Raw genomic sequence first — 25245 nt, 5'->3', positions numbered from 1 at the left:
GTGACAAGGTCTTCACTGTGGCCGAGGAGGTGGTCCCGATGACCATGACGGAACTGGACTCGGATGCTGCGCGGGCGATGACCGCGCTGGAGGACGGCGACCCGTCCGTACGGCTGCGGGCGGCGATGGCGGTCGGTACGTCGCCGGATCCCCGGTTCGTCGGCACGCTCGTCGGGCGGTGCGCGGTGGAGCCCGACTTCCAGGTGCGCGAGCTGCTCACCTGGGCACTCACCCGTCACCCGTCGTCCCTGACGGTCCGGCCGCTCGTCGCCGAGCTCGGCTCGGAGCGGGCACAGGCGCGGAGCCAGGCGCTGCACACGCTGTCCAAGATCGGGGACCGGCAGGCGTGGCCGGCGATCACCCGGGCGCTTCTGACCGACGCCGACGGCGAGGTCGCGCGCAGCGCCTGGCGGGCAGCGGTCGCGCTCGTGCCCGAAGGCGAGGAGCCCGGACTGGCCGAGGCGCTCGCGACCCAGCTCGGGCGCGGCGGGCGTGAGACGCAGCTGAGCCTCAGCAGGGCGCTGACCGCCCTCGGGGAGGTGATCGTGGAGTTCCTGCGCGCTGCGGCGACGAACCCCGACCCGGGTGTGCGCCTGCACGCGGAGGCGACGGAACGGCTGCTTCGCGACCCGGATGCCGGGTTCGAGTGCGCGATCGAGGAGGCGAAGCGCATCGTGGCCCTGGGAACGGACGGCCGGCGGGAGTGACAGGCAGTGTTGATCGGTGAGGTGGCACGACGGTCCGGGGTCAGCGCCCGCATGCTCAGGCACTACGACGCACTCGGCCTGGTGCGGCCGACGGGACGCACCGGGGGCGGCTATCGCGAGTACTCCGACGACGACATCCGACGGATCTTCCACGTCGAGAGCCTGCGGTCACTGGGACTGTCGTTGCAGGAGGTCGGGCGTGCCCTGGACGATCCCGGCTTCGCCCCGTCGAAGCTCGTCGACGACCTCATCCGGCGGACGCGCGAACGCATCGCGGCCGAGACGGCGCTGCTCACGCGCCTGAGCCGGATCGACGCCGCGGAGCCCGCCGGGTGGGAGGACGTGCTCCATGTCGTCGCGCTGCTCCAGGCTCTGGGGTCGGAGAGCGCGGGAAAGCGCCAGCGCGCGGCCCTGGCCTCGGTGTCCTCGCCGTCCCCCGCCTCGCCGGCATCCCCGTCGTCCCCGTCGCCCCCGTCGTCCCCGTCGTCCCCGTCGCCCCCAGCGTCGTCGGCGCCCCCGGCCGAGGAGGTCTCCGTGCCGGTGGAGGCCCTGGTCGAGGCGGCGCTGAGCGAGACGGACCCGCACGTCGCCGGAGCTCTTCGATGGGCGCTGGCGCAGTCGGGCGACGACGGGCTGGTGCTGCTGGCGGAGGGCCTGCGTTCACCGGCGGCCGCCGTGCGCAGACGTGCGGTCCGATCCGTCACCGAGATCCCCGGCGGCAAGGCGACCACGCTGCTGCGGGGCGCCCTGACGGACTCCGACATCGTGGTCCGCAGATGCGCGGCCCTGGCACTCGGTGCCCGGGGCGTGGCCGACGCGGTCACCACGCTCGTCGCCATGGTCGTCGACGGGGCGAACGACGTCGACGCGGCCGACGCGCTCCGCACTCTTGCGAACGGCCCCATGCGGGCGGACGGTCCCGCATCGGCGGACCGGATCGCCACCGCGCTCGTCGACCGCCTGGCCCGTCGCGCGGCCGGCTCGTCCGTACGCCGGCGGCTGACGCAGGCACTCGCTGAGATCCCGGGCGCCACGGCGGACCGGACCCTGGCGGAGCTGTCCCACGACGAGGACCGCGCCGTCGCGCTCACCGCCGCGTACGTCCTCACGCTGCGGGGCGCCCGGCAGGACGACGGCCGCCCCTAGTCCCCCTGGACGGCCGATGTGCCGGCGAGGAAGTCGACGAATCCGGACGGTGCGCGGTCGCCCAGACAGAGGTCCAGGATCTCGTGCGCGTCCACGGCGGACGACCGGCTGCGCGGGAACAGCTCCGCCTCGTAGGCGGTCAGCGCCGCTTCGACGTCGCCCGGGTGTGCGGCGATCGCGTTCCCGAGCTCGGCGCCGTCGAACATCGCCAGGTTCGCACCTTCCCCGGCCGGGGGCGCGAGGTGTGCGGCGTCGCCGAGGAGCGTCACCCCCGGCACGCGGTCCCACCGGTGGCCGTCCGGGAGCGCGTGGAGCACGCGCGGGACCGGTGCCGTTTCACCGTCGGTGATCAGCGCGGTCAGCTCCGGCGCCCACCCCTCGAACTCGGCCGCGACCCTGGCGGCCGCGGAGGGGGCGTCCGTGAAGTCGATGCCGGCGATCCACTCGGCGGGGCGCTTCAGCTGGACGTACGTGTGGAGGACGCCCCCGGCCTCCCGGTGGGCGGCGATCGCCTGCCCCGGGGCGAGCGCGAACAGCGAGCCGCCCCCGACCGCCGCCGCGGCCGCGGGGTGCCGCTCGTCGGCGTCGTACAGGTACGTCTCCACGAACATGGTGCCGACGTACTCGGGCTTCGCGTCGGAGAGCAACGGGCGGATCCGCGACCAGGCGCCGTCGGCACCGACGAGGAGGCCGGTCGTCGCGGTCGCCCCGTCGGCGAAGGCCAGCTCGTGCCGGCCGTCGCCGAGGGACCGGACACCGGCGACCTTGTGGCCCCACCGGACCGTCCCGTCGGGCAGGGAGTCGAGCAGGATCCGGCGGAGGTCACCGCGGAGCACCTCGGGACGTCCGCCCGTGCCGTCGTCGGACTCCTCGTGCAGCACCGTGCCGTGGAGGTCGAGCACGCGCAGGGCCTCGCCCCCCTCATGGATGAGCGCGCGGAACTCCTCGGTGAGGCCGGCAGCTTCGAGCGCCACCTGGCCGTCGTGCGCGTGGATGTCGAGCTGGCCGCCCTGCGTCCGGGCCGTGGCCGAGGCCTCGGCCTCATAGACGGTCGCCGGGATGCCGTGGACGTGGAGCACGCGGGCGAGGGTGAGGCCGCCGAGGCCCGCACCGACGATCGTGACTGGAGTGGTCATGCTGCTTCCTTTCCGACGTTCCGAACGGAACCGGAACGATCCCGGAACGGCCCCGGGGCCCGGGGTCCCGGGGTCCGGGGTCCCGGGGTCCGGGGTCCCGGGGTCCGGGGTCCCGGGGTCCGGGGTCCCGGGGTCCGGGGTCCCGGGGTCCGGGGTCCGGGGTCCCGGAACATCTTGGAACGTCGTTCCACGATCATGTTGGAACAACGTTCCAGTCGTGTCAAAACCGAGGCGCCCGTCACTCGGCACCCGACCGGATCGGGCACAGGAAGTCGGGTCCGGCAGGGTGGGCGGTTCCTAACGTGAGACGCGACCAGGAAGGAGTCCGGGATGCTGGACCGGCTGAACCAGGCCATGGAGCACATCGAGTCCCACCTCGACCGGCCCATCGACGTGGCAGGTCTGGCACGCATCGCGATGACGTCGGAGTACCACCTCCGGCGGATGTTCTCGGCGCTGGCGGGTCTCCCGCTGTCGGAGTACGTCCGGCGCAGACGGCTCACCGTGGCGGGCGCCGAGGTGCTCGCGGGTGAGCGGACGCTGCTGGACGTCGCGACCCGCTACGGCTACGGCTCGGGCGAGGCGTTCGCGCGTGCGTTCCGCGCCATGCACGGGGTGGGCCCGGGCGAGGCCAGGCGGACCGGTGCGGTGCTGCACTCCCAGCCCCGGATGTCCTTCCGTCTCGTCATCGAAGGGAGCAGCAGCATGCGGTACAGGATCGTGGACAAGGACGCGTTCCGCGTCGTCGGCCGGAAGGCCCGCGTACCTCTCGTCCACCAGGGGGCGAATCCGGCGATCGCCGACTTCATCCGGTCCCTCCCGAAGGACACGGTGGAGCGCATCGCCGCCCTGGGCGACCAGGAGCCGGCGGGGATCGTCGGAGTCAGCGACCAGCTCGACCCGAGCCGGGCGGAGGGGACCGAACTCGACTACTACCACGGGGTGGTGACGGGTGCCGAGGTGCCCGACGACATGGACGCCCTGGACGTCCCGGCCGGCCTGTGGGCCGTCTTCGACCACTCCGGCCCGTTCCCGCAGGCGCTCCAGCACCTGTGGCGGGACGTCTTCACCCAGTGGTTCCCCTCGAACCCCTACGGAAGCCGCCCCGGCCCCGAGATCCTGAGCGTGCGGCTCTCTGAGGGCGGGACGCAGGCGGACGCGGAGCTGTGGATCCCCGTGGAGCGGTCCCCGGTCTGAGCGGAACCGGAGAAGACCGGTTACGGGGCGCCGCCCAGCTTCTCGCGGATCCAGGCGAGACCGAACTCCACGACCTCGCCGGCCTCGAAGAGACAGCTGTCGGCGGCGCCCACCCTGCCCCGGAGGCCGATCCCGGCGGCCAGCATGTCCCGGCCGATCGTCTCGAACGGGTCCTGGCCGGCAGGTGTGACGGAGGAGTAGTCGAAGGCGCCCTTCGACGAATCGATGTCACGGAACCGGCGCCAGACGCGCCGCCCGCCCTCCAGCACCGGCTGCTCGTACTCCACGAACCGCTTGCCCGGCGCGTCGGCGAGCGCTTCCGCGTGGTGCAGGAGCGTGAGGGTCTCCAGCGGCGCGCCCAGCATCAGCACCCGCCCGCCCAGGGCGGCCAGCCGGGCGAGCGGGCTGCCGGGGCCGTGCGGGTCGTCCCACGGGTGGTCGGCCGTCAGCTCGGCGGCCGCCGGCCCGAGCGCCGCGAGGCTCACGTCGGGGTGCCGGCTGCGGACGGCTCCCGGCCACCGGCGGAGCGCCTCCGGAAGGCGGCCGTTGTCGTGGTCCGCCTCGCTCAGAAACGGGTCGTACGCCGGGTGTTCGGCGCGTACGGCGTCCCGCCAGGGCTGCGGCCAGCGGGCGAAGCCGTACGGCAGGGCGTCGTTCCAGCCGCAGGTCACCATGAGGGTCCCCGACGCGCCCACGGCCTCGGCGAGAGCACCGATGACGGTCTGCGAGCCGCCGGCCACGTAGCCGAGGGCGGACATCCGCGTATGGAACATCACCGTGTCGCCCTCGGCGAGACCGAGCGCGGCCAGGTCCCGGACGAGCCTGCCCCGGGTGACGGGACCGCCGGAGCGCGCGAGCAGGGCGGCCTCGTCCAAGGGCGGTTCGTCCATGGGACGACGCTATCGGTCCCGTGGCCGGGCGTCAGGCGGTCGGCGGTACGGCCTCCACCGCTCCGCGTTCCGCGCCGGCCTGGCGGGGCAGGCACCCCGGGACAGCGGCCGGGGTGCGGTCGCGCCTCGGCGGGCCGGGAAGATGCCCCCATGAACCATGACCACCGCCCCGGTGACGTGCTGTCGCTGGAGTGCCCGTTCACCGAGACCGTCGTCACCGGGGCCGACCGGTTCCACGTGTCCGTACGATGCCCGTGGCTGACGGTCGACCCGCAGGCCGAGGGCTTCGGATGGAACGGCGCACGGGCGCTACCCACGCCCGAGTCCCGCGAGTGGGACATGTTCCGTACGCACCCGCCGGTCACCGAGCTCCGGCCCGGGGACACCTGCAGGATCGGGATCCCGGCGACCGTGATGCACGTCCAGGCGGTCCATCACTTCGACCCGCCACTGGTCACCGGCATGCTGCCCCGGCCCGCGTCCTACGTGGAGGTCCTGCCGCAGGGCGAGAGCCACGACCCCCGGCTCCCGGAGCAGGGCCACACGATCTCCCCGGGCCGCGGGGAACCGATACGGATCGAGCTGCTCTTCCGGCCGTACGCCTTCCTCGAACCGGGGGACGAGGTCGCCGACGGGGACGGGCGCGCCTGGCGTTTCGACGCGGCCTGGTGCTGGCACGCTTTCGACGGCGGGCAGCCGAGCGCCCCGGCCTGGCCACTGGCACTGCTCTCCCGCCGGGGCGATCCGAGCGCGGTGGACGCCGCGGCCGTCGCCGGGGCCACGGCGGACGGCGGTCACGCGGACGAACTGCGGCGCTGGACCGAACTCACCCACGCGCGGCCGGACACGACCGGCGGGGACCCTGCGTAACCGGCCCCCATCGGCGACGGGTACCCGGGGACAAACCCCCACCGGCGACGAGCACCCGGGACAAGCCCCCACCGGGCCGGCCACGTCCAGCCCGGACCGCACGGAACCGGCCACCGTCGGCGCCGACCTCCCGCTCCCTCGCCGCCGGCAGCCCCTCCCGGAGCCCCGCGCCGGAGGGCAGGGCCCCGCAGGCAACGGCCAGTTCCGGCCACCCCGCCGTTCACAGAGACTCCACAGACTCCGGGAACCGCACCGCGTGATTCGGCCGTCCTCACGCCCGAACAACCGCACGGCTACAGCGGGTGCCGCGCGGGACACGCCAGGTATCCAAGGAGCAGCATGGCCGTCCACGGCAGCACCAGACCCCGGAACAGCCGCACGGGCGGCGCCGCCGCCTCCCCGTCATCTCGCGGCACTCGCAGGGCCCTTCGGAACTGCGCGAAGGGTGTCCTGGTCCTCACGCTCGCGCTCGGGGCGACCACCGCGTGCGGGCCGTTCTCGGACAGCGGCAGCGGGTCCTCGAAGAGGGGCGGCGGCTCGTCGGGCGGCGGCGGGAGTCACGAGGCGAAGGACTGGAAGGTCGGCGACTGCGCCGGGCCTGACACGAGCGAGTCCAAGGACGGCTTCCAGCCCCTCGACTGCGACGACCCGAAGGCGACGATCAAGGCGCTCCAGGTCAAGGACGGCGAGATGTTCGCCGGTGCCGTCGAGTGCCCGGCCGGCACCGACGAGATCATCTCGGTGAAGGTGTCCTTCGGCGGGGACGCGAGCGCCGGCCTGCCCAGCAAGACCATCTGCGGCCGCAACCTCTCCGGCGACCACCCCGGCGACGCGGGCGCGGGCGGCGGCCAGCTGGTGGTGGGCGACTGCGTGGACGACCAGGCGAAGGAGGTCGCCTGCGCGAGCGGCGGCAACAAGGTCCTCGCCCTCGCCAAGACCGCCGAGGAGTGCCCGGCGGCCGCGGACAACCCGATCGAGCTGTTCCCGAGCCCGGGGCGTCCGTACGACGCGATCTGCACCAGCAAGGCCTGACCCGGCCCTTCACGCCGGGCCCGGCCGGGCCCCGGAAGGGCTGACGTGACGACGGCGGGCCCGCGCCCACGGGTGCGGGCCCCGCGTCACGGCACGCCGCCCGGCCGCGGCGCCGAACTCTGCGCGATGTCTTGACGTGCCCCTGCCTAGATGGCTTTATGGGAGCGCTCCCATCCAGCCATCCGATGTTTGCTTCACCGGCACCCACCTTTCTGGAGTCGCAGTGAGATCAGCAACGAGCACGGCACGAAAGAGCCCCTTAACGGTCCTGCTGAAGGGCCTCGCCACCCTTCTCGGCGTCGTCCTGCTGGGTGGGCTCGGCCCTGCCGCGGCGCAGGCCGGTCCCGTACGGGCGGAGGCCGCCGCCACCGGCCTGCACATCAGCGACGGCCGTCTGCTGGAGGGCAACGGCAACGACTTCGTCATGCGCGGCGTCAACCACGCGCACACCTGGTACCCGGGCGAGACGCAGTCGCTGGCCGACATCAAGGCCTTCGGCGCCAACACCGTCCGCGTGGTCCTCTCCGACGGCCACCGCTGGACACGGAACGGCCCCGACGAGGTCGCGGGCATCATCGCCGACTGCAAGAAGAACCGGCTGATCTGTGTACTGGAGGTGCACGACACCACCGGTTACGGCGAGGACGCGGCAGCGGGCACGCTCGACCACGCCGCCGACTACTGGATCAGCCTCAAGGGCGTCCTCGCGGGCCAGGAGGACTACGTCATCATCAACATCGGCAACGAGCCCTGGGGCAACACCGACCCGGCCGGCTGGACCGCCCCCACGACCGCCGCGGTCAAGAAGCTGCGCGGCGCCGGCTTCGCCCACACGATCATGGTGGACGCGCCCAACTGGGGCCAGGACTGGCAGGGCGTCATGCGCGCCAACGCCCAGGCCGTGTACGACGCCGACACCACGGGCAACCTGATCTTCTCGATCCACATGTACAGCGTCTACAACACGGCCCAGGCGGTCACCGACTACCTGAACGCCTTCGTCGACGCCGGACTCCCGCTCCTGATCGGCGAGTTCGGAGGACCGGCCGACCAGTGGGGGGACCCGGACGAGGACACCATGATGGCCACCGCCGAGCAGCTCGGCCTCGGCTACCTGGCCTGGTCCTGGAGCGGCAACACCGACCCGATCCTCGATCTGGCCATCGACTTCGACCCGAGCCGGCTGAGCTCCTGGGGCGAGCGCATCTTCCACGGCGCCAACGGCATCGCGCAGACCTCCGAGGAGGCCACCGTATTCGGCGGTGGCGGCAACCCCGGTGACACCCAGGCCCCCACCGCCCCCGGCACCCCGGCCGCCTCCGCGGTGACCGCCACCTCCGCCACCCTCACCTGGGCCGCGGCCACGGACAACGTTGCCATCGCCGGGTACGACGTCGTCCGCGTCAGCGGCGGCACCGAGACCCCGGCCGCCTCGTCCACCACCAGCAGCGTCACGGTGACGGGCCTCACCGCGAACACGGCCTACACCTTCGCCGTCTACGCCCGTGACGCGGCCGGCAACCGGTCGGCCAGGTCGGCCACGGTGGCCTTCACCACGGACAGGAGCGGCCCCACGCCGGGCGTGGGCTGCTCCGTCGGCTACCGGGTGGTCGGTGAGTGGCCCGGCGGATTCCAGGGCGAGATCGTCATCCGCAACACCGGTACGAGCGCCGTGAACGGCTGGAACCTCGGCTTCGCCTTCGCCGACGGCCAGACCGTCTCCAACATGTGGGGCGGGACGCCCACGCAGAGCGGTTCCGCGGTCAGCGTCGCCCCCGCCGGGTACACGGCGCAGATCGCGGTGAACGGATCGGTCACCCTCGGCTTCACCGGCACCAAGGGCGGCACCAACACGGCCCCGGCCGCCTTCACGCTGAGCGGCACGACCTGCACGAAGGCCTGACCCCGGCCGGGCCGGCCGGCGGGGGCCACCACTCCTGCCGGCCGGCGCCTTCCGGCATCGCGGCGGGACCGCACGCCCGTCGGGCTGCCCCGCGCGACGCGGGCGCTCCTGGGAGGATGGTCCCGTGATCCGTGACCTGTACAACGTGCACCCCGTGGGGCCCGGCCCCGGACCCACCCCTCTGACGAGCGACGAGGAACAGCGCGCCAGAGCAACGCTGTTCACGGAGCTGGGCAACGCCATCGCCGACCGGGGCTGGACCCGCTTCCCCGCGTACACCGTCGAGGAGCGCCGGCGGCTCGTCGCCGTGGGCGGCATGCTGAGCGCGCACTGGGGCATCCCGGTCACGGTCGAGGCGGAGGACGCGTGCTCCATGCGCCTGTCCCTCGCGGACCAGGTGCCGGGCGTCTGACACCCGGGTCATCATGGCGGCATGACGCTGCACACAACTCCCTTCGAATCCCTTGTCGTTGTCGACGTCCAGCGCGCGTTCGTCCGAGGTGACGGCGCGCTGCCCGAGGCGGAGCGCCTCGTGGACAGGACGGCCGGGCTGATCGCACGGGCACGGGCGGCCGGGGCGCTCGTCGTCCACGTCCAGAACGACGGGCCGCCCGGCGCAGACGACGAACCCCACACACCCGGATGGGAGCTCCACCACCCCGTCGGGACGGGACCCGCCGAGGCGGCGATCCGCAAGACCCATGACGACGCGTTCCAGGAGACCTCGCTGGAGTCCCTGCTGTCCGCGTCCGGGGCGCGGTCCGTCGTCGTCTGCGGCCTGATGTCCGAGATGTGCGTGCAGGCGACGGCCCGTACAGCGGTGGCGCGGGGCTACCGGGTCGCCCTGCCCCACGACGCCCACGCGACGTACGACGTCCCGGCGGAGCCCGGCATCAGCCCCGTGGTCCCGGCCGCCATGGTCTCGCGGGTCGCCGCCTGGCCTCTGAGCAGGGACGCCGATGTCACCGTCCGGGCCGCCGACGTCACGTTCACCGCGCCCCGGGCCACCACTCCCTGACACCCCCTCGGCGAGCCGTCCACCATCGAAAGTTTTCGAACGTTTCGATGCATTGACCGAAATTTATCGGAGCGGCTAGCCTGCCGCTCGAGTCCTCCGGACCTCAGTGAACGCGCTGTCCACATCCGTGGATTCGCCCTGCTTCCCCCACCCCGCACGAGGGAGCACCACCGTGATCCGAAGATCGTCGATCCTCAGCCTGTTCGCCGCCGCCGCGCTCACCGCCGCGGTCGTCTCCCCCGCGCTCGGCGCCGGGGACGGCCGCGGCCCGGGCAGCTCACCGGCGCCCGACGAGCGCCATGCCCGCTGGGTGAGCACCTGGACGTCCATGCCGCAGCTGACGGAGCCGGGGAACATGCCTCCGGCTCCCTTCACCCAGGGCGATTCGGTCCTGGCGGATGCCACGCTGCGCCAGACGGTCCATGTCTCCGCGGGCGGTGAACACATCCGGCTGCGCTTCTCGAACGCTTTCGGCGGTGCCGCGCTGCCGATCACCAAGGTGTCCGTGGCCCTGCCCCTCGGCGGCAGGGCGGGCACGAGCGCCGTCGAGGCCGGGACCACGCGCCCGGTCACCTTCCAGGGCCGTTCCTCGGTGTCGATCCCGATCGGCTCCCAGGCGGTGTCGGATCCCCTCGACTTCACACTCGCGCCGGGCTCCGACCTCACGGCGACGGTGTATCTGGCGGCCGGCCAGGCCTCCACCTCCGTCACCTCGCACCCCGGTTCCCGCACGACGTCCTACCTGCACTCCGGTGACCACGTCGCCGACGCGGACCTGCCCGGCGCGACACCCACGGACCATTGGTACTTCCTCAGCGGCGTCGAGGTCTGGTCCAGGAGCACCACCTCGGCGGCCGTGGTGCTCGGCGACTCGCTCACCGACGGCCGGGGCTCCACCACCAACGGGAACGACCGCTGGCCCGACCAGTTGCAGGAGCGGCTGCGGTCAGGTGCGGCCACGTCGAAGACCGCCGTCGTCAACCAGGCGGCCGGCGGGAACCGGCTGCTCGACGACGGCCTGGGCCCCAACGGACTGGCCCGCCTGGACCGTGACGTCCTGGCGCAGAGCGGCGTGGACTGGCTCCTCGTCTTCGAGGGCGTCAACGACATCGGTACGGCCGGGGCCACACCCGCCGCGCAGGAACAGGTCGCCGCCGACGTCATCGCCGCCTACGAGCAGATCATCACCCGGGCCCACACCCACGGCATCCGTGTGTACGGGGCGACGCTGACCCCGATCGGCGGCAACACCGGGTACGACGATCCGGACGGCCACCGCGAGCAGGCCCGGCAGACGGTCAACGCGTGGATCCGCACGAGCGGGCGATTCGACAGCGTGATCGACTTCGACCGTGCCGTCCGCGATCCCGGGGCGCCCCGTCGGCTCCGGGCGGACCTGGACACGGGCGACCACCTCCACCTCAACCCCGCGGGCTACCGGGTCATGGCGGAGGCCGTCCCCGCCCACCTGTTCCGCCAGGCTCCGCTGCCCCGGGGGTTCGGCTACAACTGACAACCACGGAAGGCCAGTTGCATCCCGGAGCGTCTCTCCTGCTCGCGGCCGGCGACCGGCTGACGGACACCGGGGGCCCGAGGCCGTTTCCTCACGGTCAGTCCCCGTCGAGCCTGCCGACCACACGCCGGAGTTCACGGGCCGCGCGCGGCGACAGCGCGGCCGTCACGGTGCCGAGGAGCTCCCGCGCCTCCAGCGGATCGCCGCAGCAGTCCGCGTGGCTGTCGCCGGACTCGTCCGCGCGCCAGAGCGCGCCCAGCGGTTGCCGTACATGGTGCTTCCAGAGGCGCAGCGCCCCGCTGACCCGGCCCGGCTCCAGGTAGGTGCGGCTCCGTTCCAGGCGGGCGATCTCGGCCAGCGTGCGCGAGGAGAGCCCGTCGATGACGGTGCTCGGGCCGTTCGGACGGTGCCTGCCTGCGGGGAGGTGTCCTGCGCGGCTACGCGGCATGGACCTTTCGGTTCGTCGTCATGCCGCACAGGGTGCCACGCCCGCGCACGGCTGTCCCGTGCATTTCCCGGCGTTCCCCCGCCGCCTCCGGCCGTGACGGGCCTCCTCACGCGCCGTCTGCTGAGAGGCTGCCGCCATGGCCCCTCTGCCCCGGTTCGCCCCCATGCTCGCCACCCCCGGCCGCCTTCCGCCCGCCGCCGTGGACGAGCAGTGGGCGTACGAGGTGAAGCAGGACGGCCAGCGGGCCATGGCCTATCTGCCGGGGGACGGGACGGTCCGGCTGCTGGCCAGGTCCGGGGCCGACATCACCCCGGCCTATCCGGATCTGGCGGCACTGGGCCCGGCGCTCGGCGGCGTACCGGCGGTGCTGGACGGAGAGATCGTCGCCCTGGACGACCGGGGACGCAGCGACTTCGAGCGGCTCCAGCAGCGGATGGGGCTCTCCGGCTCGCCCGCGAAGGCCGCACAGGCGGCGCGGCGCGTCCCGGCGCACCTGGTCCTGTTCGACGCCGTGTTCCTGCGGGGCAGCAGCCTCGCCCCGCTGCCCTACACGGAGCGGCGGGCGGCGCTGGAGGGGCTCGGGCTGAACGGACCGCGCTGGTCGACGCCCTCGGTGGTCGTCGGGCACGGCGAGGAGGCCCTGGCCATGACGCGGGACGCCGGGCTGGAGGGCGTGGTCGCGAAGCGGCTGAGCTCGGTGTACGAGCCCGGGGTCCGCGCCCGTACGTGGATCAAGATCCGCCATGCCCGCACGGTGGACGTGATCGTCGGCGGGTGGGTGCCCGGACGCGGCCGGCTGGGCGGGCTGCCGGGAGCGCTGCTCGTCGGCGAGCGGCACCCCGGAGGCCTGCGTTACGCGGGCAGCGTCGGCACGGGGTGGAGCGACGCGGAGCGGACCAGGCTCGGCGAGCTCCTCCGGGTGGCCGCGGTCGACACGTGCCCCTTCGACGAGACGCCACCGGTCGCGGGCACCCACTGGGTGCTGCCCCGGCTGGTCGGCGAAGTGCGCTACGCGACGCGGACGAAGGCGGGACGGCTGCGCCAGCCGTCCTGGCACCGGCTGCGTCCGGACCTGGCTCCGGACGACATCGGGTGACGCAGTCGCCTCACGACGTCGCGGAACGGCTTCGCGGGAGGGGCGTACGGGTCAGGAGGCCGTCCGCTTCTTCGCCGTCGTCTTCCTGGCCGTCTTCTTGGCCGCCGCCTTGCCCGAGGCCCGCTTCTTCGCCGCCGGGGCCGCCTTCTTCCGGGCGCGGGGCTTGCCGGGCGTCATCTCGTGCACGGTGGCGTCCTCGCCCCGCGTCTCCTTGGCGGCCTTCACCGAGGCGTTCAGCGCCGCCATCAGGTCCATGACCTTCCCCGGCTCCTCCTCCGCCTCACCCGGCACCGCCGGGGGCGCCTTGCCCTCGGACTTGGCGGCGAGGAGTTCCTCCAGCGCCTCCCGGTAGCGGTCACGGAAGCCGGAGATGCCGTTCAGGGCCATGCTGTCGGTGAGCTGCACGGCGCGCGCGATCTCGTCCTCGTCCAGCTCGGTCTCCCGGGGGGCGAGGGACTCGGGGCTGCGGATCTCGTCCGGCCAGCGCATCGAGTGCAGCACGATCGCGTCCTCCCGCACCCGCAGCAGGCCGAGCCGCTCGCGGTTGTGCCAGGCGAACTTCGCCACGGCGACCTTGTCGCTGCGCTCCAGCGCCCTCCGCAGCAGGGTGTACGGCTTCGCCGCCACCTGGCCGTCGACGGCCAGGTAGTAGCTGTCGCTGATGCGTACGGGATCGATGGTGTCGGCGTCCACGAACGCGACGATCTCGATGGCCTTCGCGGTCGGCAGCGGCATCCGGTCGAGTTCCTCGTCCGTGACGGGCACGGTCCGGTCCTTGGCGACCTCGTACCCCTTGCCGATCTCCTCCTGCGAGAGGACCTCGCCGTCGATCTCGCACACCTTGCGGGTGCGGATCCGGCCCATGTCCTCCTGGTGGTACTGGTGGAAGGAGATCGAGTGGTTCTCCGTCGCGGCCACCACCTTGATGGGGATGGTGACCAGACCGAAGCTGATCGCTCCTGTCCACAGGGGCCGCGGCATCCGGTACCTCCAGACCCCCCTGGTGGCTTGGCCGGGAGGCGGACCGGTGCGCCTGGAAGGGAGAGACCGACCCGAGAGGGCCGAGGCGCGGCCGGGCCACCGCCCGTATGCACGATCCTCGCTCCCCGGCCCCTGGACCGCATGTGGATCACCGGGGACGGACCCCCCGGGGACCGGCCGCCCGGGCGGATCGCCCGCCGCGACGGCAGGCCGCCGGAGGCCGGAGCGCGGCCGGTCCTGCGGGCCCGCGGGCCCGCACCGTACGGACCCGGGCGCCGGGCCGTCGCAACGGCTCCCGGCCCGGTGCGCGCGGCCCGTGCCCGGTGCGCGCGGCGGTCACCAGGCCGCGACGCCGTCCTCGTCGAAGAAGCCGCCGGTCGGGCCGTCCGAGCCGATGAGCGCCATCCGGACGATGACCTCCGCACCGTCCTCCACGGTCTTGTGCCCGGTGTTCCCGTTGAGGTCGGTGGCGGTGTAGCCGGGGTCCACGGCGTTGAACCGGATGCCCGGGTACGCCTTCGCGTACTGCGACGTCACCATGACCAGCGCGGTCTTGGAGGAGTTGTAGTCGAGCAGGGCGACGGTGGACTCGATACGGCCCGGGTCGTTCGTCGCCGCCAGCGAACCGAGACCGCTCGCCACATTGACGACGACCGAGTCCTTCCCCGCCTCCAGCAGCGGCAGGAAGGCCTTCGTGACGCGTACGGCGCCGAAGACGTTGGTCTCGAACGTTCTCCGCATGTCCGACCCGGTCGTCTCGCCCACCGGCTTGCCGGCACCGGCGATCCCGGCGTTGTTGACGAGGACGTCCAGCCGGCCCGCGTCCTCGCGGACGAAGTCGGCGGCGGCCCGGACGGAGTCCTCGTCGGTGATGTCGAGCCGGACGAAGCGCGCGCCGAGGCGGGCGGCCGCCTCCTCCCCGAGCCGGGGGTCGCGCGCCCCTGCGTAGACCGTGTGCCCGGCCTCGACGAGACGGCGGGCGGTCTCGAAGCCGAGGCCCTTGTTCGCTCCGGTGACGAGGGTGGTGGTCATGGTGACGCTCCCGTGTTCAGCAGATGGCCGGTTGACGCGTCCAGCCTGCTCGGGGCCGCGGGGCACAGGCAGTACCCGCCTCAGCGGGTGGACTGCCGGTACCAGGCTGTCCGGCGGCCGCGCACGGATACTGAAGGGGTGAGCGCATCCCGGCAGAATCCGTCCAAGGCCCCGAACACCCCCTCGGGAGCACGGGGCTCCAACGACCTGGGGAGGGCACTGCACGGCTGGCGCGACCGGATCTCCCCCGCCGCCGTGGGGCTCCCCGCCGGCGGGGTCCGGCGGTCCGCGGGCCTGCGCCGCGAGGAACTCGCCCAGCTCGCCTCCCTGTCCGTCGACTACATCACCCGCCTCGAACAGGGCCGGGCCACCTCCCCGTCCGGACCCGTCCTGGCCTCGCTGGCACGCGCTCTGCGCCTGTCCGGCGACGAACGCACCTACCTGTACCTCCTCGCAGGACAGCCCGAACCCGGCCCCGGCCACATCTCGTGCCATGTCCCGCCCGGGCTCCGCAGGCTGCTCGACCAGCTGAGAGGCGCCCCGCTGAGCGTCCACGACGCCGCGTGGAACCTCCTGGAGTGGAATCCGTCCTGGGCGGCCCTGCTCGGCGATCCGTCCGCACTCCGCGGACGCGAACGCAACATCGCCTGGCGGCAGTTCACCGGACGCCACGGTTACGCCCGGCCCACCCCCGAGCAGCGCGCCGGATTCGAGGAGGCGATGGTCGCCGACCTCAGGGCGACCACCGCCCGCTACCCCGCCGACCAGGAACTGCGCTCCCTGATCAAGGATCTGCGGCAGGTGAGCACCCGCTTCTCGGAGCTGTGGGACTCGGGCATCGTGGGGGCCTACGAGTCGGCGAGCAAGACCATCGACCACCCCGAGGTCGGCCCGCTCGCCCTCGACTGCGACGTGCTGATCGCCCCGGGCAGCGACCTCCGGGTCGTCGCGTACACGGCGGCTCCCGGCAGCGAGGCCGCCGCCCGGCTCGCTCTGCTCGACGTCATCGGCACCCAGGCCATGACCTGAGCCACCGGGCGGCGCCCCGTCAGACCTTCAGGGCGTAGGCGGAGTTCGGACCCGCGTCGATGGCGGTCACCCCGGACTTCACGGAGGTCGGGGTCGTCGCGTCGCTGCGTCCGCTGCCCCAGGCGAGGACCTTGCCGTTCTTGAGGGCCAGGCTGTACCACTCGCCCGAGGCGATCGCCGACACCCCGGACAGGGCCTCCTGGGGCACCGTGGTCTGGGCGTAGCGGTTGTCGCCCCAGGCGATGACCTTGCCGCCCTTCAGCGCCAGGCTGTGGAACATTCCGGCGGCGACGTCGTTCACACCGGACTGCGCTTCCGCGGGCACCGTGGTCTGGCCGAAGGAGTTGTTGCCCCAGGCGAGCACCCCACCGTCCTTCACCGCGAGCGTGGTGTAGGGGCCCCCGTCCATCGCGGTGACGCCGGACCGGGCTGCGGCGGGTACGGTCGTCTGGCTCTGCCAGTCGCGGCCCCAGGCGATGATCCCGCCGTCCTTGAGCGCCAGGCTCACCAGGCTGCCGGCCGCTATCGCGTCCACGCCCGACCGGGCTTCGGCAGGCACGTCCGTCTGTCCGTACTCGTTGCTGCCCCAGGCGATGACCGCCCCGTCCTTCAGGGCCAGGCTGTGGTCGTTCCCCGCTGCGATCGCGTCCACACCGGACTGGGTCGCGGCGGGCATCGTCAGCTGCCCGTCGAAGTTCGTCCCCCAGCCGAGCACCCGTCCGTCCTTCAGCGCCAGAGCGTGAAAGTACCCGCCGGCGATCGCGTCGACGCCGGACTTCAGCTCGGCCGGGACGGTGCCCTCGCTCCAGTCGTTGTTCCCGCCCCAGGAGATGACCGCGTCCGCGGCGGGCGCCGCCCCGGACGGTCCGGCCGCGGCAGCGGGTCCGCCCGCGAGCACGGACAGGAGGCCGCTCATCACCAACGCCGCTCCGAATCGATGGAGTCGGACGATTCCGTTCAGCATGGACCGAACCTCGCAAGGTCGTTGTGGATCCCGGATGTTGATCGCCATCCAAGTGCACCGGCCCTGCTGTCAGGGGGCGTCAATCAGCCAACTCCGCGCGCGAGAGGAGTACGAGAGCCGTTGCCCACCGGACCTCCACGACCAGGGCTGATCACGATCGGCTCTTTTCCGATCTGCTTCAAACAGGCTATAAATGAGCAACTTCGAGCATCACTCGCCCGGGTTCACGCACCCCGCATCCGCGAAGGATCCCCATGCCGCTCATATCCACCGGCGAGATCACGCACGGCGCACGGACCGGCGCGACCGGCGTCGGGGCCTTCAACGTCGTGCAGATCGAACACGCGCAGGCCATCGCGGGCGGGGCGGAGGCCGCCGGGCTGCCGGTGATCCTGCAGATCAGCGAGAACACCGCCCGCTACCACGGCGCCCTCGAACCCATCGGGCTCGCCTCGCTCGCCGTCGCCCGTGCCGCGGGCGTGCCCGTGGCCGTGCACCTCGACCACGCCGAGTCGGCCGGGCTGGTCCGCGAGGCCGTACGGCTGGGCTTCACCTCCGTCATGTTCGACGCGTCGGCGCTCCCCTACGACGACAACGTCGCCGCGACCCGCGAGATCACCGCGTACTGCCACGACCACGGGGTCTGGGTGGAGGCGGAGCTCGGCGAGATCGGCGGCAAGGACGGGGCGCACGCACCCGGCGTGCGGACCGATCCGGACGAGGCGCGGGCGTTCGTCGAGGCCACGGGCATCGACGCGCTCGCCGTGGCCGTCGGCAGTTCGCACGCGATGCTGACCCGCGACGCCGTCCTCGACCTCGCCCTCGTCTCGCGGCTGCGCGACGCGGTGGCCGTACCGCTCGTCCTGCACGGTTCCTCGGGTGTCGGGGACGCGGGACTCGCCGCGGCGGTCGGTGCAGGCATGACGAAGGTCAACATCTCGACGCACCTGAACAAGCTGTTCACCGGGGCCGTACGCGCCCACCTGGACACCCACGCCGACGCCGCGGACCCCCGCGCCTACCTCGGCCCCGCCCGCGACGTGGTCGCCGCGGAGGTGGCACGCCTGCTGGGCGTCCTGGCCCGGCCCACGGGATAGGGTTTGCCGCGAGCGAGGAGGACCAGGTGGCGGCACACACACGATGGACCCGGCTGCTGGAGATCCTCAGCGACCAGGGCCACCTCGACGTACTCGACGCCGCCGAACAGCTCGGCTGTTCCGCCGCGACCGTGCGCCGCGACCTGGACGAGCTCGCCCGGCAGAACCTGCTGACCCGCACCCGGGGCGGTGCGGTGGTCAGCGCCGTCGCCTACGACCTGCCGCTGCGCTACAAGGCGGCCCGCAGGGCCGACGAGAAGCAGCGCATCGCGAAGGCCGCGGCCGAGCTGGTCCCGACGGGTTCCACCGTCGGCCTCAACGGCGGGACGACGACCTCGGAGGTCGCCAGGGAGCTGGCGCTGCGGCCGGAGCCCTCGGGCGGCGGCACCGCGCTGACCGTGGTCACCAACGCGATCAACATCGCCAACGAGCTGGCCGTACGGCCCCAGGTGAAGATCGTCGTCACCGGCGGGGTGGCCCGGCCGAACTCGTACGAACTCGTGGGCCCCCTGGTCGACTCCGTCCTGCGCACCTTCGCCCTCGACTACACGATCCTCGGGGTGGACGCGGTGCACCCCCGCTTCGGAGCGGCCACGCACGACGAGTCGGAGGCCGGCGCCAACCGCGCCCTCGCCGAGTGCGCGGGCACGGTGATCGTCGTCGCCGACTCGTCCAAGCTCGGACGCCGGGCCTTCGCCCAGGTCTGCGGGACGGACGCGGTGTCCGTCCTGGTGACGGACGAGGACGCGTCCGAGGACGTCGTCGAGGAGTTCACGGCCCTGGGCATCGAGGTCCTGCGGGTGTGACCCGGCCGCCGCGGGTCAGCGGTAGTCCTCCGGGTGGCCCTGCATCCACGTGTTGATGCGGTCCCGGGTGCCGAGCAGTTCGGAGCGGTGCTTCTCCAGGTTGGGCGTGGACCTGTCGCCGCCCAGCCCCGTACGCAGGGTGCCGATCCAGGCGAGGGGCTCCTCGAAGTGGCCGGGGCCCTGCTTGTCCGCCTTCATCGCCTTGTCCAGGCCGTCCAGTTCCTCCTCGACCCGGCCCAGGAAGTAGGCGCAGTTCCCGTCCCCGGGGGCGCAGCCGTCCTGGTAGGTCGCCTGGAGTCCGGCGAAGGCGTCACGGACCAGCTCCGGCGCGGCGGGGTCCGCCTGGATGATGAGCGTGGGCGTGGGCGAGGGCGTCGGCATCAGGGACGCCTGCGCCTTCTCCGCCGCCGCGGCGGCCACGGACGGGGCCACGTACGGGACGTCACCGCCCGGCCCGTCGGTGGTGGTCGCCGCACTGCAGCCCGCCAGGAACGCCCCCAGGACCACGGCCGGTATCACGGCGCGCAGGCTGGTACGGATCATCGTCATGAGGCCCCCCTCGTCGGTTGGACCGGACCTTATCCTCCGCCGCGGGTCAGCGGGCGACGAGGCTCTGCAACGCGGGGGCGTACAGGTCCGCGAGGTGCTCGGGCGTCGCATGGGAGCCCGCGCCCTCGCGGTGCAGGCTCAGGGTGGCCCCCAGACCGATGAGGTGACCGGCGATCAGCTCGGCGCGCAGGGCGCGTTCGCGGCCGGGGAGGCGCGCGGCCAGGCGCGCGGTGACCTGTTCGTGGAAGCGGTCGCGGAGCAGGGAGCGCTCGTCGTGGTTGCCGAGGGAGAAGACGACCCGCAGCAGGGGGTCCCCCTTCTGTTCCCGGCGCCGGCGCACGAGGGTCAGCACCATGTGGCGGCCCAGCCCGTCGAGCGGGGCGTCGAAGAGCTCCTCGGCGGCGGGACCGAAGTCGGCGACCGTGTTGAAGAGTTCCTCCTTGCGCCCGAAGTGCTTCACCACGAGGGACGCGCTCACCCCCGCGTCGGCCGCGATCCCGCGGATCGTCACCTCCGCGTAGGGCCGCTGCGTGAACGCCCGGCGGGCGGCGAGGAGGATCGCGTCCTTGCCCGTGGCCGCGCCTCCCGGTGCCGTGCCCGCGGCGCCCGGCGCCGTCGTGCCCGCCTCCGCCGGCGACGTCGTGGTGGTTCGGGCGGTCATGCGCCCCCCTGGATCGGCATCGACCGCGTACGGCCGCTGCTCCTGCGTTTCCCCCCGACCGTACCCGCATCCTTGCGGGCGCCCGGAAGGCACAGCGTCACGGCGAGGGCCAGCAGCGCCGCGCCCCCCGCGATGAGGAAGACCAGCTGGTAGGCCCCGAGCGTCGGGGCCTCGTGGCCCGCCGCCAGGAACGTCATGTTGGCGAGCACCGCGGCCACCGTGGCACTGCAGAAGGCCTGGCCGATCGAACGCATCAGGGTGTTGAGGCCGTTGGCGGCGCCCGTCTCGCTGACGGGGACGCCCCGCATCACCAGCGCCGGGAGTGCGGAGTAAGCGATCGCCGTGCCCGCCGAGACGACGGTGGCGCCCGCGATGATCATCCAGAGGCTGTGGCTGGTGAAGTACCGCACCACATAGCCGACGGCGATGATCACGGAGGCCAGCAGGAGGCTGGTCCTCGGGCCGTGCTTGCCGGAGATCCGGGCGGACACCGGCGAGAGCAGCACCATCGTGACGCCCCCCGGGAGCAGGCACAGCCCGCTGACGACGAGCGAGGCGCCGAGCCCGTAGCCGGTGGCCTTCGGCTCCTGCACCATCTGGCCGGTGACCAGGGAGTTGGCGTAGAACGCGAAGCCGATCAGCAGGGCCGCGATGTTGGTGAGCAGCACGGCGGGGCGGGCCGAGACCCGCAGGTCGACCATGGGGGTGCGCACCCGGAGCTCGTACGCCCCCCACACCAGCGCGATCACCACCGAGGCCGCGAGGAGGCCGAGGGTGGTCACCGACGTCCAGCCCCAGCCACCGCCCTGGGTGACGGCGAGCAGCAGGCAGACCAGCGCGGCGGTCAGGCCCAGCGCGCCCAGCACGTCGAACCGGCCCCGGGAGCGGACCGGGGACTCCGGTACGAAGCGCAGGACCAGGACGACGTCGAGGAGGCCGATGGCGCCGGAGACCCAGAACATGGTGTGCCACTCGAAGTTCTGGATGACCACCGCCGCCACCGGCAGCCCCACGGCCGCGCCGATGCCCATCGTGGAACTCATCAGTGCGACCGCGGACAGGACCCGCTCGGGCGGCAGTTCGTCGCGCAGGATGCTGATGCCGAGGGGCACCACGGCGATGGCGGCGCCCTGGAGGGCGCGTCCCGCGATCAGCACGCCGATCTGCGAGCTGACGGCGCAGAGCACGGAGCCGGCGACGAGGACGCCCAGGGAGGCGACGAGGACGCGCCGCTTGCCGTACATGTCACCGACCCGGCCGAGCACGGGGGTGAACACCGCGCCGGTGAGGAGGGTGACGGTCACCAGCCAGCTCGCCGCCGAGGGGGTCGCACCGGTGAGCTCCGGTATGTGCGGGAGCAGCGGGACGACGATCGTCTGCATGATCGCGACCACGACGCCGCAGAAGGCCAGGACCCCGACGGCGAGGCGTGGGTGGTGCGGGGCGGCGGCAGGGGCGGGTGCGGTCATCGGAGCTCCGTATGCGGGAGGAGGGGGGTGCACAGATGTTCACCCCCAGGGTAAACGCCTGTGCACCCCCGGCGCCTCGAAAGCGCCGGATCCGGCTCCGATGGCCCCCACGCAGGCCATTTGCATATACATACCAATGAGTGCATACTCTTCCTATGTCTAAGGTTCTCACCTCCCTGCCCACCGGCGAGCGCGTCGGCATCGCTTTCTCGGGCGGCCTCGACACCTCGGTCGCGGTCGCGTGGATGCGCGACAAGGGTGCCGTCCCGTGCACCTACACCGCCGACATCGGCCAGTACGACGAGCCCGACATCGGGTCGGTACCCGGCCGCGCGAAGGCGTACGGCGCCGAGATCGCACGCCTGGTCGACTGCCGGGCCGCGCTCGTCGAGGAGGGCCTGGCCGCGCTCGCCTGCGGTGCGTTCCACATCCGCTCGGGCGGCCGCGCGTACTTCAACACCACGCCGCTCGGCCGCGCCGTCACCGGCACGCTGCTGGTCCGGGCGATGCTCGAGGACAACGTGCAGATCTGGGGTGACGGATCGACGTTCAAGGGCAACGACATCGAGCGGTTCTACCGCTACGGGCTCCTCGCCAACCCGCACCTGCGCATCTACAAGCCGTGGCTCGACGCCGACTTCGTCACCGAGCTGGGCGGCCGCAAGGAGATGTCGGAGTGGCTGGTGGCCCACGGGCTGCCCTACCGCGACAGCACCGAGAAGGCGTACTCCACCGACGCCAACATCTGGGGCGCCACCCACGAGGCCAAGACCCTGGAGCACCTCGACACCGGCGTGGAGACCGTCGACCCGATCATGGGTGTCCGGTTCTGGGACCCCTCGGTCGAGATCCCCACCGAGGACATCACGATCGGCTTCGACCAGGGCCGCCCGGTCACGATCAACGGCAAGGAGTTCGCCTCCCCCGTCGACCTGGTGATGGAGGCCAACGCCATCGGCGGCCGCCACGGACTGGGCATGTCCGACCAGATCGAGAACCGCATCATCGAGGCGAAGAGCCGCGGCATCTACGAGGCCCCGGGCCTGGCGCTCCTGCACATCGTCTACGAGCGTCTCGTCAACGCCATCCACAACGAGGACACCCTCGCCCACTACCACAACGAGGGCCGGCGCCTCGGGCGGCTGATGTACGAGGGCCGCTGGCTGGACCCGCAGGCCCTGATGGTCCGCGAGTCGCTCCAGCGCTGGGTCGGCTCGGCCGTCACCGGCGAGGTCACCCTGCGACTGCGGCGCGGTGAGGACTACTCGGTCCTGAACACCACCGGCCCCGCGTTCAGCTACCACCCGGACAAGCTCTCGATGGAGCGCACCGAGGACTCGGCGTTCGGTCCCGTGGACCGTATCGGCCAGCTCACCATGCGCAACCTCGACATCGCCGACTCCCGTGCCCGGCTGGAGCAGTTCGCCGGCATGGGCCTCGTCGGCACGACGCAGCCCTCGCTGATCGGCGCCGCACAGGCGGCGGCGACCGGTCTGATCGGCGCCATGCCGGAAGGCGGCGCCCAGGCCATCGCCTCGCGCGGCGAGGTCTCCGGCGACGAGGAGCTGCTGGACCGCGCCGCGATGGAGTTCGGCACCGACTGACGGGGACCGGGCCGGCCCGCCTCCGGGCGGGCGGCCTATCCTCGGATCCCCGGACGGATACGCAGAAGAGCGAAGGTGGCGGCAATGGCGAAGGTCCCGGCAGCAGCAGTGGCGGCGAGCGGACTCGTCGGCGGATACGGGATCGCCCGCTGGACGAAGAAGCGCCCGCTGGGCGGCGTCGCACTGGCTGCCGCCGGCTCCGTCGCCGCGTACGGATGGAACCGGCAGGCCGGGGCGAAGGCGGCCACCGGGCTGACCGTCGCCTACGTCGCCGCGTTCGCCGGATCGCACCCGCTCGCCAAGAAGGTCGGCGCCTGGCCCGCGGTGTTCGCCGTCGCGGGCGGGGTCGCCGCCGCGTCCTGGGCCGTCACCCGGCGCAGCGCCTGACCACCGCGCCTCCGGCCGGCGCCGCACCCGCCGGATCACCGCTCCCCGCGCACCGCGCATCGAAAAAGTCCGTGCCCGGGGATTGAACACGGGCGCCGCGGGGTGCGTACTGAAGAGCAACTCCCCGCGTGACCCGGGGGCGCGTGCGTGACGACAGCACGTACGCGCCTCCGGTCAGCCCCCCAGCGCGTGCGACACCGAATAGATCGCCAGGCCCGCCAGCGCGCCCACCACGGTGCCGTTGATCCGGATGAACTGAAGGTCGCGGCCGATGTACGCCTCGATCTTCCTCGACGTCTGGTGCGCGTCCCAGCCAGCCACCGTGTCGCTGATCAGCGAGGTGATCTCGGTCCGGTACGTCGTGACGACGTACGCCGCCGCGTCCTCCAGCCAGCCCTCCAGCTTGGCCTGGAGCCGCTCGTCCGTGGACAGCCTCGCGCCCAGCGACATCAGCGAGGCCCGGGCCCGCAGCCGCAGCTCGCTCCGCTCGTCCTCGGCCGCCGCGATGATCATCGAACGGACGGAGGACCAGGCGGAGGCGATGACGTCCTGGACCTCACCACGCCCCAGGATCTCCGACTTCAGCCGCTCCACCCGGGCCCGGGTGTCCGGATCCGTCTGGAGGTCGGCGGCGAAGTCCGTCAGGAAGGTGTCGATCGAGCCGCGCGCCGGATGGCCCGGCATGTCGCGCATCTCCGTGACGAAGCGCAGGAGTTCCTTGTAGACCCGCTCCCCCACCCGCTTGTCGACGAACCGCGGCGTCCAGCCGGGCGCCCCGCCCTGCACCGCGTCCATCACGGAGTCGCCGTGCAGGACCAGCCAGTCGTGCGCCCGTACGCAGACGAGGTCGACCACCCTTCGGTGCCCGCCGTCCGAGACGATCTTCTCCAGCATCTTGCCCATGCCCGGGCCGACTTCCACCGCGTCCGCCCGCCGGGTGATCGCCTCCCCGACCACCGCCTGCACGTCGGAGTCCCGCAGGACGGTCAGCGCGCCGCGCAGCGCGGTAGCCAGCTCGGCGGTGACCCGGTCCGCGTGTTCCGGCTCCGCCAGCCACGCCCCGAGGCGCGAACCGACGCCCAGCGCGTGAATTCGGTCACGAACGACGTCCCCGGAGAGAAAATTCTCGCCGACGAAGGAACCGAGTGATGCCCCCAACTGGTCCTTCTTGGTGGGAATGATGGCGGTGTGCGGAATGGGCAGACCGAGCGGGCGCCGGAAGAGCGCCGTGACGGCGAACCAGTCCGCCAGCGCACCGACCATCCCCGCCTCGGCAGCCGCTGCGACGTAGCCCGGCCAGCCGCCCACACCCGCGTTCCCCGCCCAGGTGGCGAGGACGTACACGAGAGCGACGAGCAGGAGCAGGCCTGTGGCGGTGGTCTTCATGCGGCGCACACCGCGCTGCTTCTCCTCATCGGCGGCGGTGTACGCGAACCCGCCCAGCGACGGCCCCCGCCGCACGCCGGTGGCTCCGGCCGCCACGGAGGGCCCCGCCCCGGCGCCCTCCGGCATCGGGGCCGGCTGCCCCTCGGGCGCGGCACCGATGCCCGGCGGCGCGGCCCCGGGCCGTCGGGGCCCATGCCCGTCCGGCCCGGGGCCCGTTCCCTGTCCCGCGTCCTGTTCCATCCGCTCCACCCGTCCGCGTACGCGTCACGCCGTGCCGTACGCATTGTCCCTACCTCACCTACTCCCGGGGCGCACGTCGAGTTC

At 72.8% G+C, this 25245-nt stretch carries 25 protein-coding genes; 15 read left to right on the top strand and 10 right to left on the bottom strand.

What is annotated here, in order from left to right:
* Positions 1-38 precede the first annotated feature (38 nt).
* Both ACFC51_RS06165 and ACFC51_RS06160 read left to right on the top strand, forming a co-directional pair.
* Positions 39-707, top strand: a complete 669-nt coding sequence (locus ACFC51_RS06165; protein WP_376367282.1) for a HEAT repeat domain-containing protein — start codon at positions 39-41, stop codon at positions 705-707.
* A gap of 6 nt (positions 708-713) precedes the next feature.
* Positions 714-1853, top strand: a complete 1140-nt coding sequence (locus ACFC51_RS06160) for a MerR family transcriptional regulator (protein WP_376527180.1) — start codon at positions 714-716, stop codon at positions 1851-1853.
* Here the strand turns inward: ACFC51_RS06160 and ACFC51_RS06155 are convergent.
* Positions 1850-2989, bottom strand: a complete 1140-nt coding sequence (locus tag ACFC51_RS06155) for an FAD-dependent oxidoreductase (protein ID WP_376527179.1) — start codon at positions 2987-2989, stop codon at positions 1850-1852. The two genes, ACFC51_RS06160 and ACFC51_RS06155, sit on opposite strands and share 4 nt — an antisense overlap.
* Before the next feature lie 330 nt (positions 2990-3319).
* Between ACFC51_RS06155 and ACFC51_RS06150 the strand changes: the two genes are divergently transcribed.
* A complete protein-coding gene (locus tag ACFC51_RS06150) occupies positions 3320-4186 on the top strand; it encodes a GyrI-like domain-containing protein (RefSeq protein ID WP_376527177.1) in 867 nt (288 codons plus the stop codon).
* Between the two features lie 20 nt (positions 4187-4206).
* Here ACFC51_RS06150 and aac(3) read toward each other — a convergent pair whose 3' ends face one another.
* The gene (aac(3), locus tag ACFC51_RS06145; RefSeq protein ID WP_376527997.1) at positions 4207-5061 is read right to left on the bottom strand and encodes an aminoglycoside 3-N-acetyltransferase; all 855 of its coding nucleotides are present in this window, start codon (positions 5059-5061) and stop codon (positions 4207-4209) included.
* Between the two features lie 165 nt (positions 5062-5226).
* Here aac(3) and ACFC51_RS06140 point away from each other — a divergent pair, with 165 nt between their 5' ends.
* The 6 genes from ACFC51_RS06140 to ACFC51_RS06115 all read left to right on the top strand — a co-directional run bounded on the left by ACFC51_RS06140 (position 5227) and on the right by ACFC51_RS06115 (position 11412).
* Positions 5227-5946, top strand: coding sequence for a hypothetical protein (locus tag ACFC51_RS06140; protein ID WP_376527175.1), 720 nt, complete (start codon positions 5227-5229; stop codon positions 5944-5946).
* A 339-nt stretch (positions 5947-6285) separates the two neighbouring features.
* Positions 6286-6978, top strand: a complete 693-nt coding sequence (locus ACFC51_RS06135) for a hypothetical protein (protein ID WP_376367292.1) — start codon at positions 6286-6288, stop codon at positions 6976-6978.
* Positions 6979-7201: 223 nt separating this feature from the next.
* Entirely contained in the window at positions 7202-8881 is a 1680-nt protein-coding gene (locus ACFC51_RS06130; protein WP_376527173.1) for a cellulase family glycosylhydrolase, read from the top strand.
* Between the two features lie 124 nt (positions 8882-9005).
* Positions 9006-9293: a hypothetical protein gene (locus ACFC51_RS06125; RefSeq protein WP_376527171.1), complete on the top strand. Its 288-nt coding sequence runs from the start codon at positions 9006-9008 to the stop codon at positions 9291-9293.
* Between the two features lie 21 nt (positions 9294-9314).
* Complete coding sequence (locus tag ACFC51_RS06120; protein WP_376367298.1) at positions 9315-9899, top strand: cysteine hydrolase family protein; 585 nt, start codon at positions 9315-9317, stop codon at positions 9897-9899.
* Between the two features lie 172 nt (positions 9900-10071).
* Positions 10072-11412 carry an SGNH/GDSL hydrolase family protein gene (locus ACFC51_RS06115; RefSeq protein ID WP_376527169.1) on the top strand — a complete coding sequence of 447 codons (1341 nt, stop codon included), beginning with the start codon at positions 10072-10074 and terminating at the stop codon, positions 11410-11412.
* Between the two features lie 97 nt (positions 11413-11509).
* Here the strand turns inward: ACFC51_RS06115 and ACFC51_RS06110 are convergent, their stop codons facing one another.
* Positions 11510-11860: a hypothetical protein gene (locus tag ACFC51_RS06110; protein WP_376367301.1), complete on the bottom strand. Its 351-nt coding sequence runs from the start codon at positions 11858-11860 to the stop codon at positions 11510-11512.
* Between the two features lie 136 nt (positions 11861-11996).
* On the opposite strand from ACFC51_RS06110, the gene ligD reads away from it, so the two are divergent.
* Positions 11997-12956, top strand: coding sequence for a non-homologous end-joining DNA ligase (gene ligD, locus ACFC51_RS06105; protein WP_376527167.1), 960 nt, complete (start codon positions 11997-11999; stop codon positions 12954-12956).
* 51 nt (positions 12957-13007) lie between these two features.
* On the opposite strand, the gene ACFC51_RS06100 is transcribed toward ligD, so the two are convergent.
* Both ACFC51_RS06100 and ACFC51_RS06095 read right to left on the bottom strand, forming a co-directional pair.
* The gene (locus ACFC51_RS06100) at positions 13008-13937 is read right to left on the bottom strand and encodes a Ku protein (protein ID WP_376527165.1); all 930 of its coding nucleotides are present in this window, start codon (positions 13935-13937) and stop codon (positions 13008-13010) included.
* 336 nt (positions 13938-14273) lie between these two features.
* The gene (locus tag ACFC51_RS06095) at positions 14274-14969 is read right to left on the bottom strand and encodes an SDR family oxidoreductase (RefSeq protein WP_376367307.1); all 696 of its coding nucleotides are present in this window, start codon (positions 14967-14969) and stop codon (positions 14274-14276) included.
* Between the two features lie 138 nt (positions 14970-15107).
* On the opposite strand from ACFC51_RS06095, the gene ACFC51_RS06090 reads away from it, so the two are divergent.
* A complete protein-coding gene (locus tag ACFC51_RS06090) occupies positions 15108-15998 on the top strand; it encodes a helix-turn-helix transcriptional regulator (RefSeq protein WP_376527163.1) in 891 nt (296 codons plus the stop codon).
* A 19-nt stretch (positions 15999-16017) separates the two neighbouring features.
* Here the strand turns inward: ACFC51_RS06090 and ACFC51_RS06085 are convergent, their stop codons facing one another.
* Positions 16018-16962, bottom strand: a complete 945-nt coding sequence (locus tag ACFC51_RS06085) for an RCC1 domain-containing protein (RefSeq protein WP_376527161.1) — start codon at positions 16960-16962, stop codon at positions 16018-16020.
* A gap of 254 nt (positions 16963-17216) precedes the next feature.
* Here ACFC51_RS06085 and ACFC51_RS06080 point away from each other — a divergent pair, with 254 nt between their 5' ends.
* Together ACFC51_RS06080 and ACFC51_RS06075 are read left to right on the top strand one after the other, a co-directional pair.
* Positions 17217-18059 (top strand): ketose-bisphosphate aldolase, encoded by an 843-nt coding sequence (locus ACFC51_RS06080; RefSeq protein WP_376527159.1) that lies wholly within the window; start codon positions 17217-17219, stop codon positions 18057-18059.
* A gap of 26 nt (positions 18060-18085) precedes the next feature.
* The gene (locus ACFC51_RS06075; protein WP_376367314.1) at positions 18086-18865 is read left to right on the top strand and encodes a DeoR/GlpR family DNA-binding transcription regulator; all 780 of its coding nucleotides are present in this window, start codon (positions 18086-18088) and stop codon (positions 18863-18865) included.
* Positions 18866-18880: 15 nt separating this feature from the next.
* On the opposite strand, the gene ACFC51_RS06070 is transcribed toward ACFC51_RS06075, so the two are convergent.
* The 3 genes from ACFC51_RS06070 to ACFC51_RS06060 are packed head-to-tail and all read right to left on the bottom strand — an operon-like array spanning position 18881 to position 21544.
* Entirely contained in the window at positions 18881-19414 is a 534-nt protein-coding gene (locus ACFC51_RS06070) for a hypothetical protein (protein ID WP_376367316.1), read from the bottom strand.
* A 46-nt stretch (positions 19415-19460) separates the two neighbouring features.
* Positions 19461-20075: a TetR family transcriptional regulator gene (locus tag ACFC51_RS06065; RefSeq protein ID WP_376527157.1), complete on the bottom strand. Its 615-nt coding sequence runs from the start codon at positions 20073-20075 to the stop codon at positions 19461-19463.
* The gene (locus tag ACFC51_RS06060) at positions 20072-21544 is read right to left on the bottom strand and encodes an MFS transporter (protein ID WP_376367320.1); all 1473 of its coding nucleotides are present in this window, start codon (positions 21542-21544) and stop codon (positions 20072-20074) included. Before ACFC51_RS06060 ends, ACFC51_RS06065 begins: the two co-directional genes overlap by 4 nt.
* Positions 21545-21699: 155 nt before the next feature.
* Here ACFC51_RS06060 and argG point away from each other — a divergent pair, with 155 nt between their 5' ends.
* Together argG and ACFC51_RS06050 are read left to right on the top strand one after the other, a co-directional pair.
* Positions 21700-23148, top strand: coding sequence for an argininosuccinate synthase (gene argG / locus ACFC51_RS06055; RefSeq protein ID WP_376367322.1), 1449 nt, complete (start codon positions 21700-21702; stop codon positions 23146-23148).
* Positions 23149-23232: 84 nt separating this feature from the next.
* Positions 23233-23535, top strand: coding sequence for a hypothetical protein (locus ACFC51_RS06050; RefSeq protein ID WP_376367324.1), 303 nt, complete (start codon positions 23233-23235; stop codon positions 23533-23535).
* Between the two features lie 174 nt (positions 23536-23709).
* Here ACFC51_RS06050 and ACFC51_RS06045 read toward each other — a convergent pair whose 3' ends face one another.
* Positions 23710-25161, bottom strand: a complete 1452-nt coding sequence (locus ACFC51_RS06045) for a DUF445 domain-containing protein (protein WP_376527155.1) — start codon at positions 25159-25161, stop codon at positions 23710-23712.
* Between the last annotated feature and the right edge of the window lie 84 nt (positions 25162-25245).

It is taken from the genome of Streptomyces sp. NPDC055962 (assembly GCF_042270185.1).
Classification (GTDB): Bacteria; Actinomycetota; Actinomycetes; order Streptomycetales; family Streptomycetaceae; genus Streptomyces.
The sequence above is the reverse complement of the archived record's forward strand: the minus strand, read 5'-3'. Positions and strand labels throughout refer to the sequence as shown.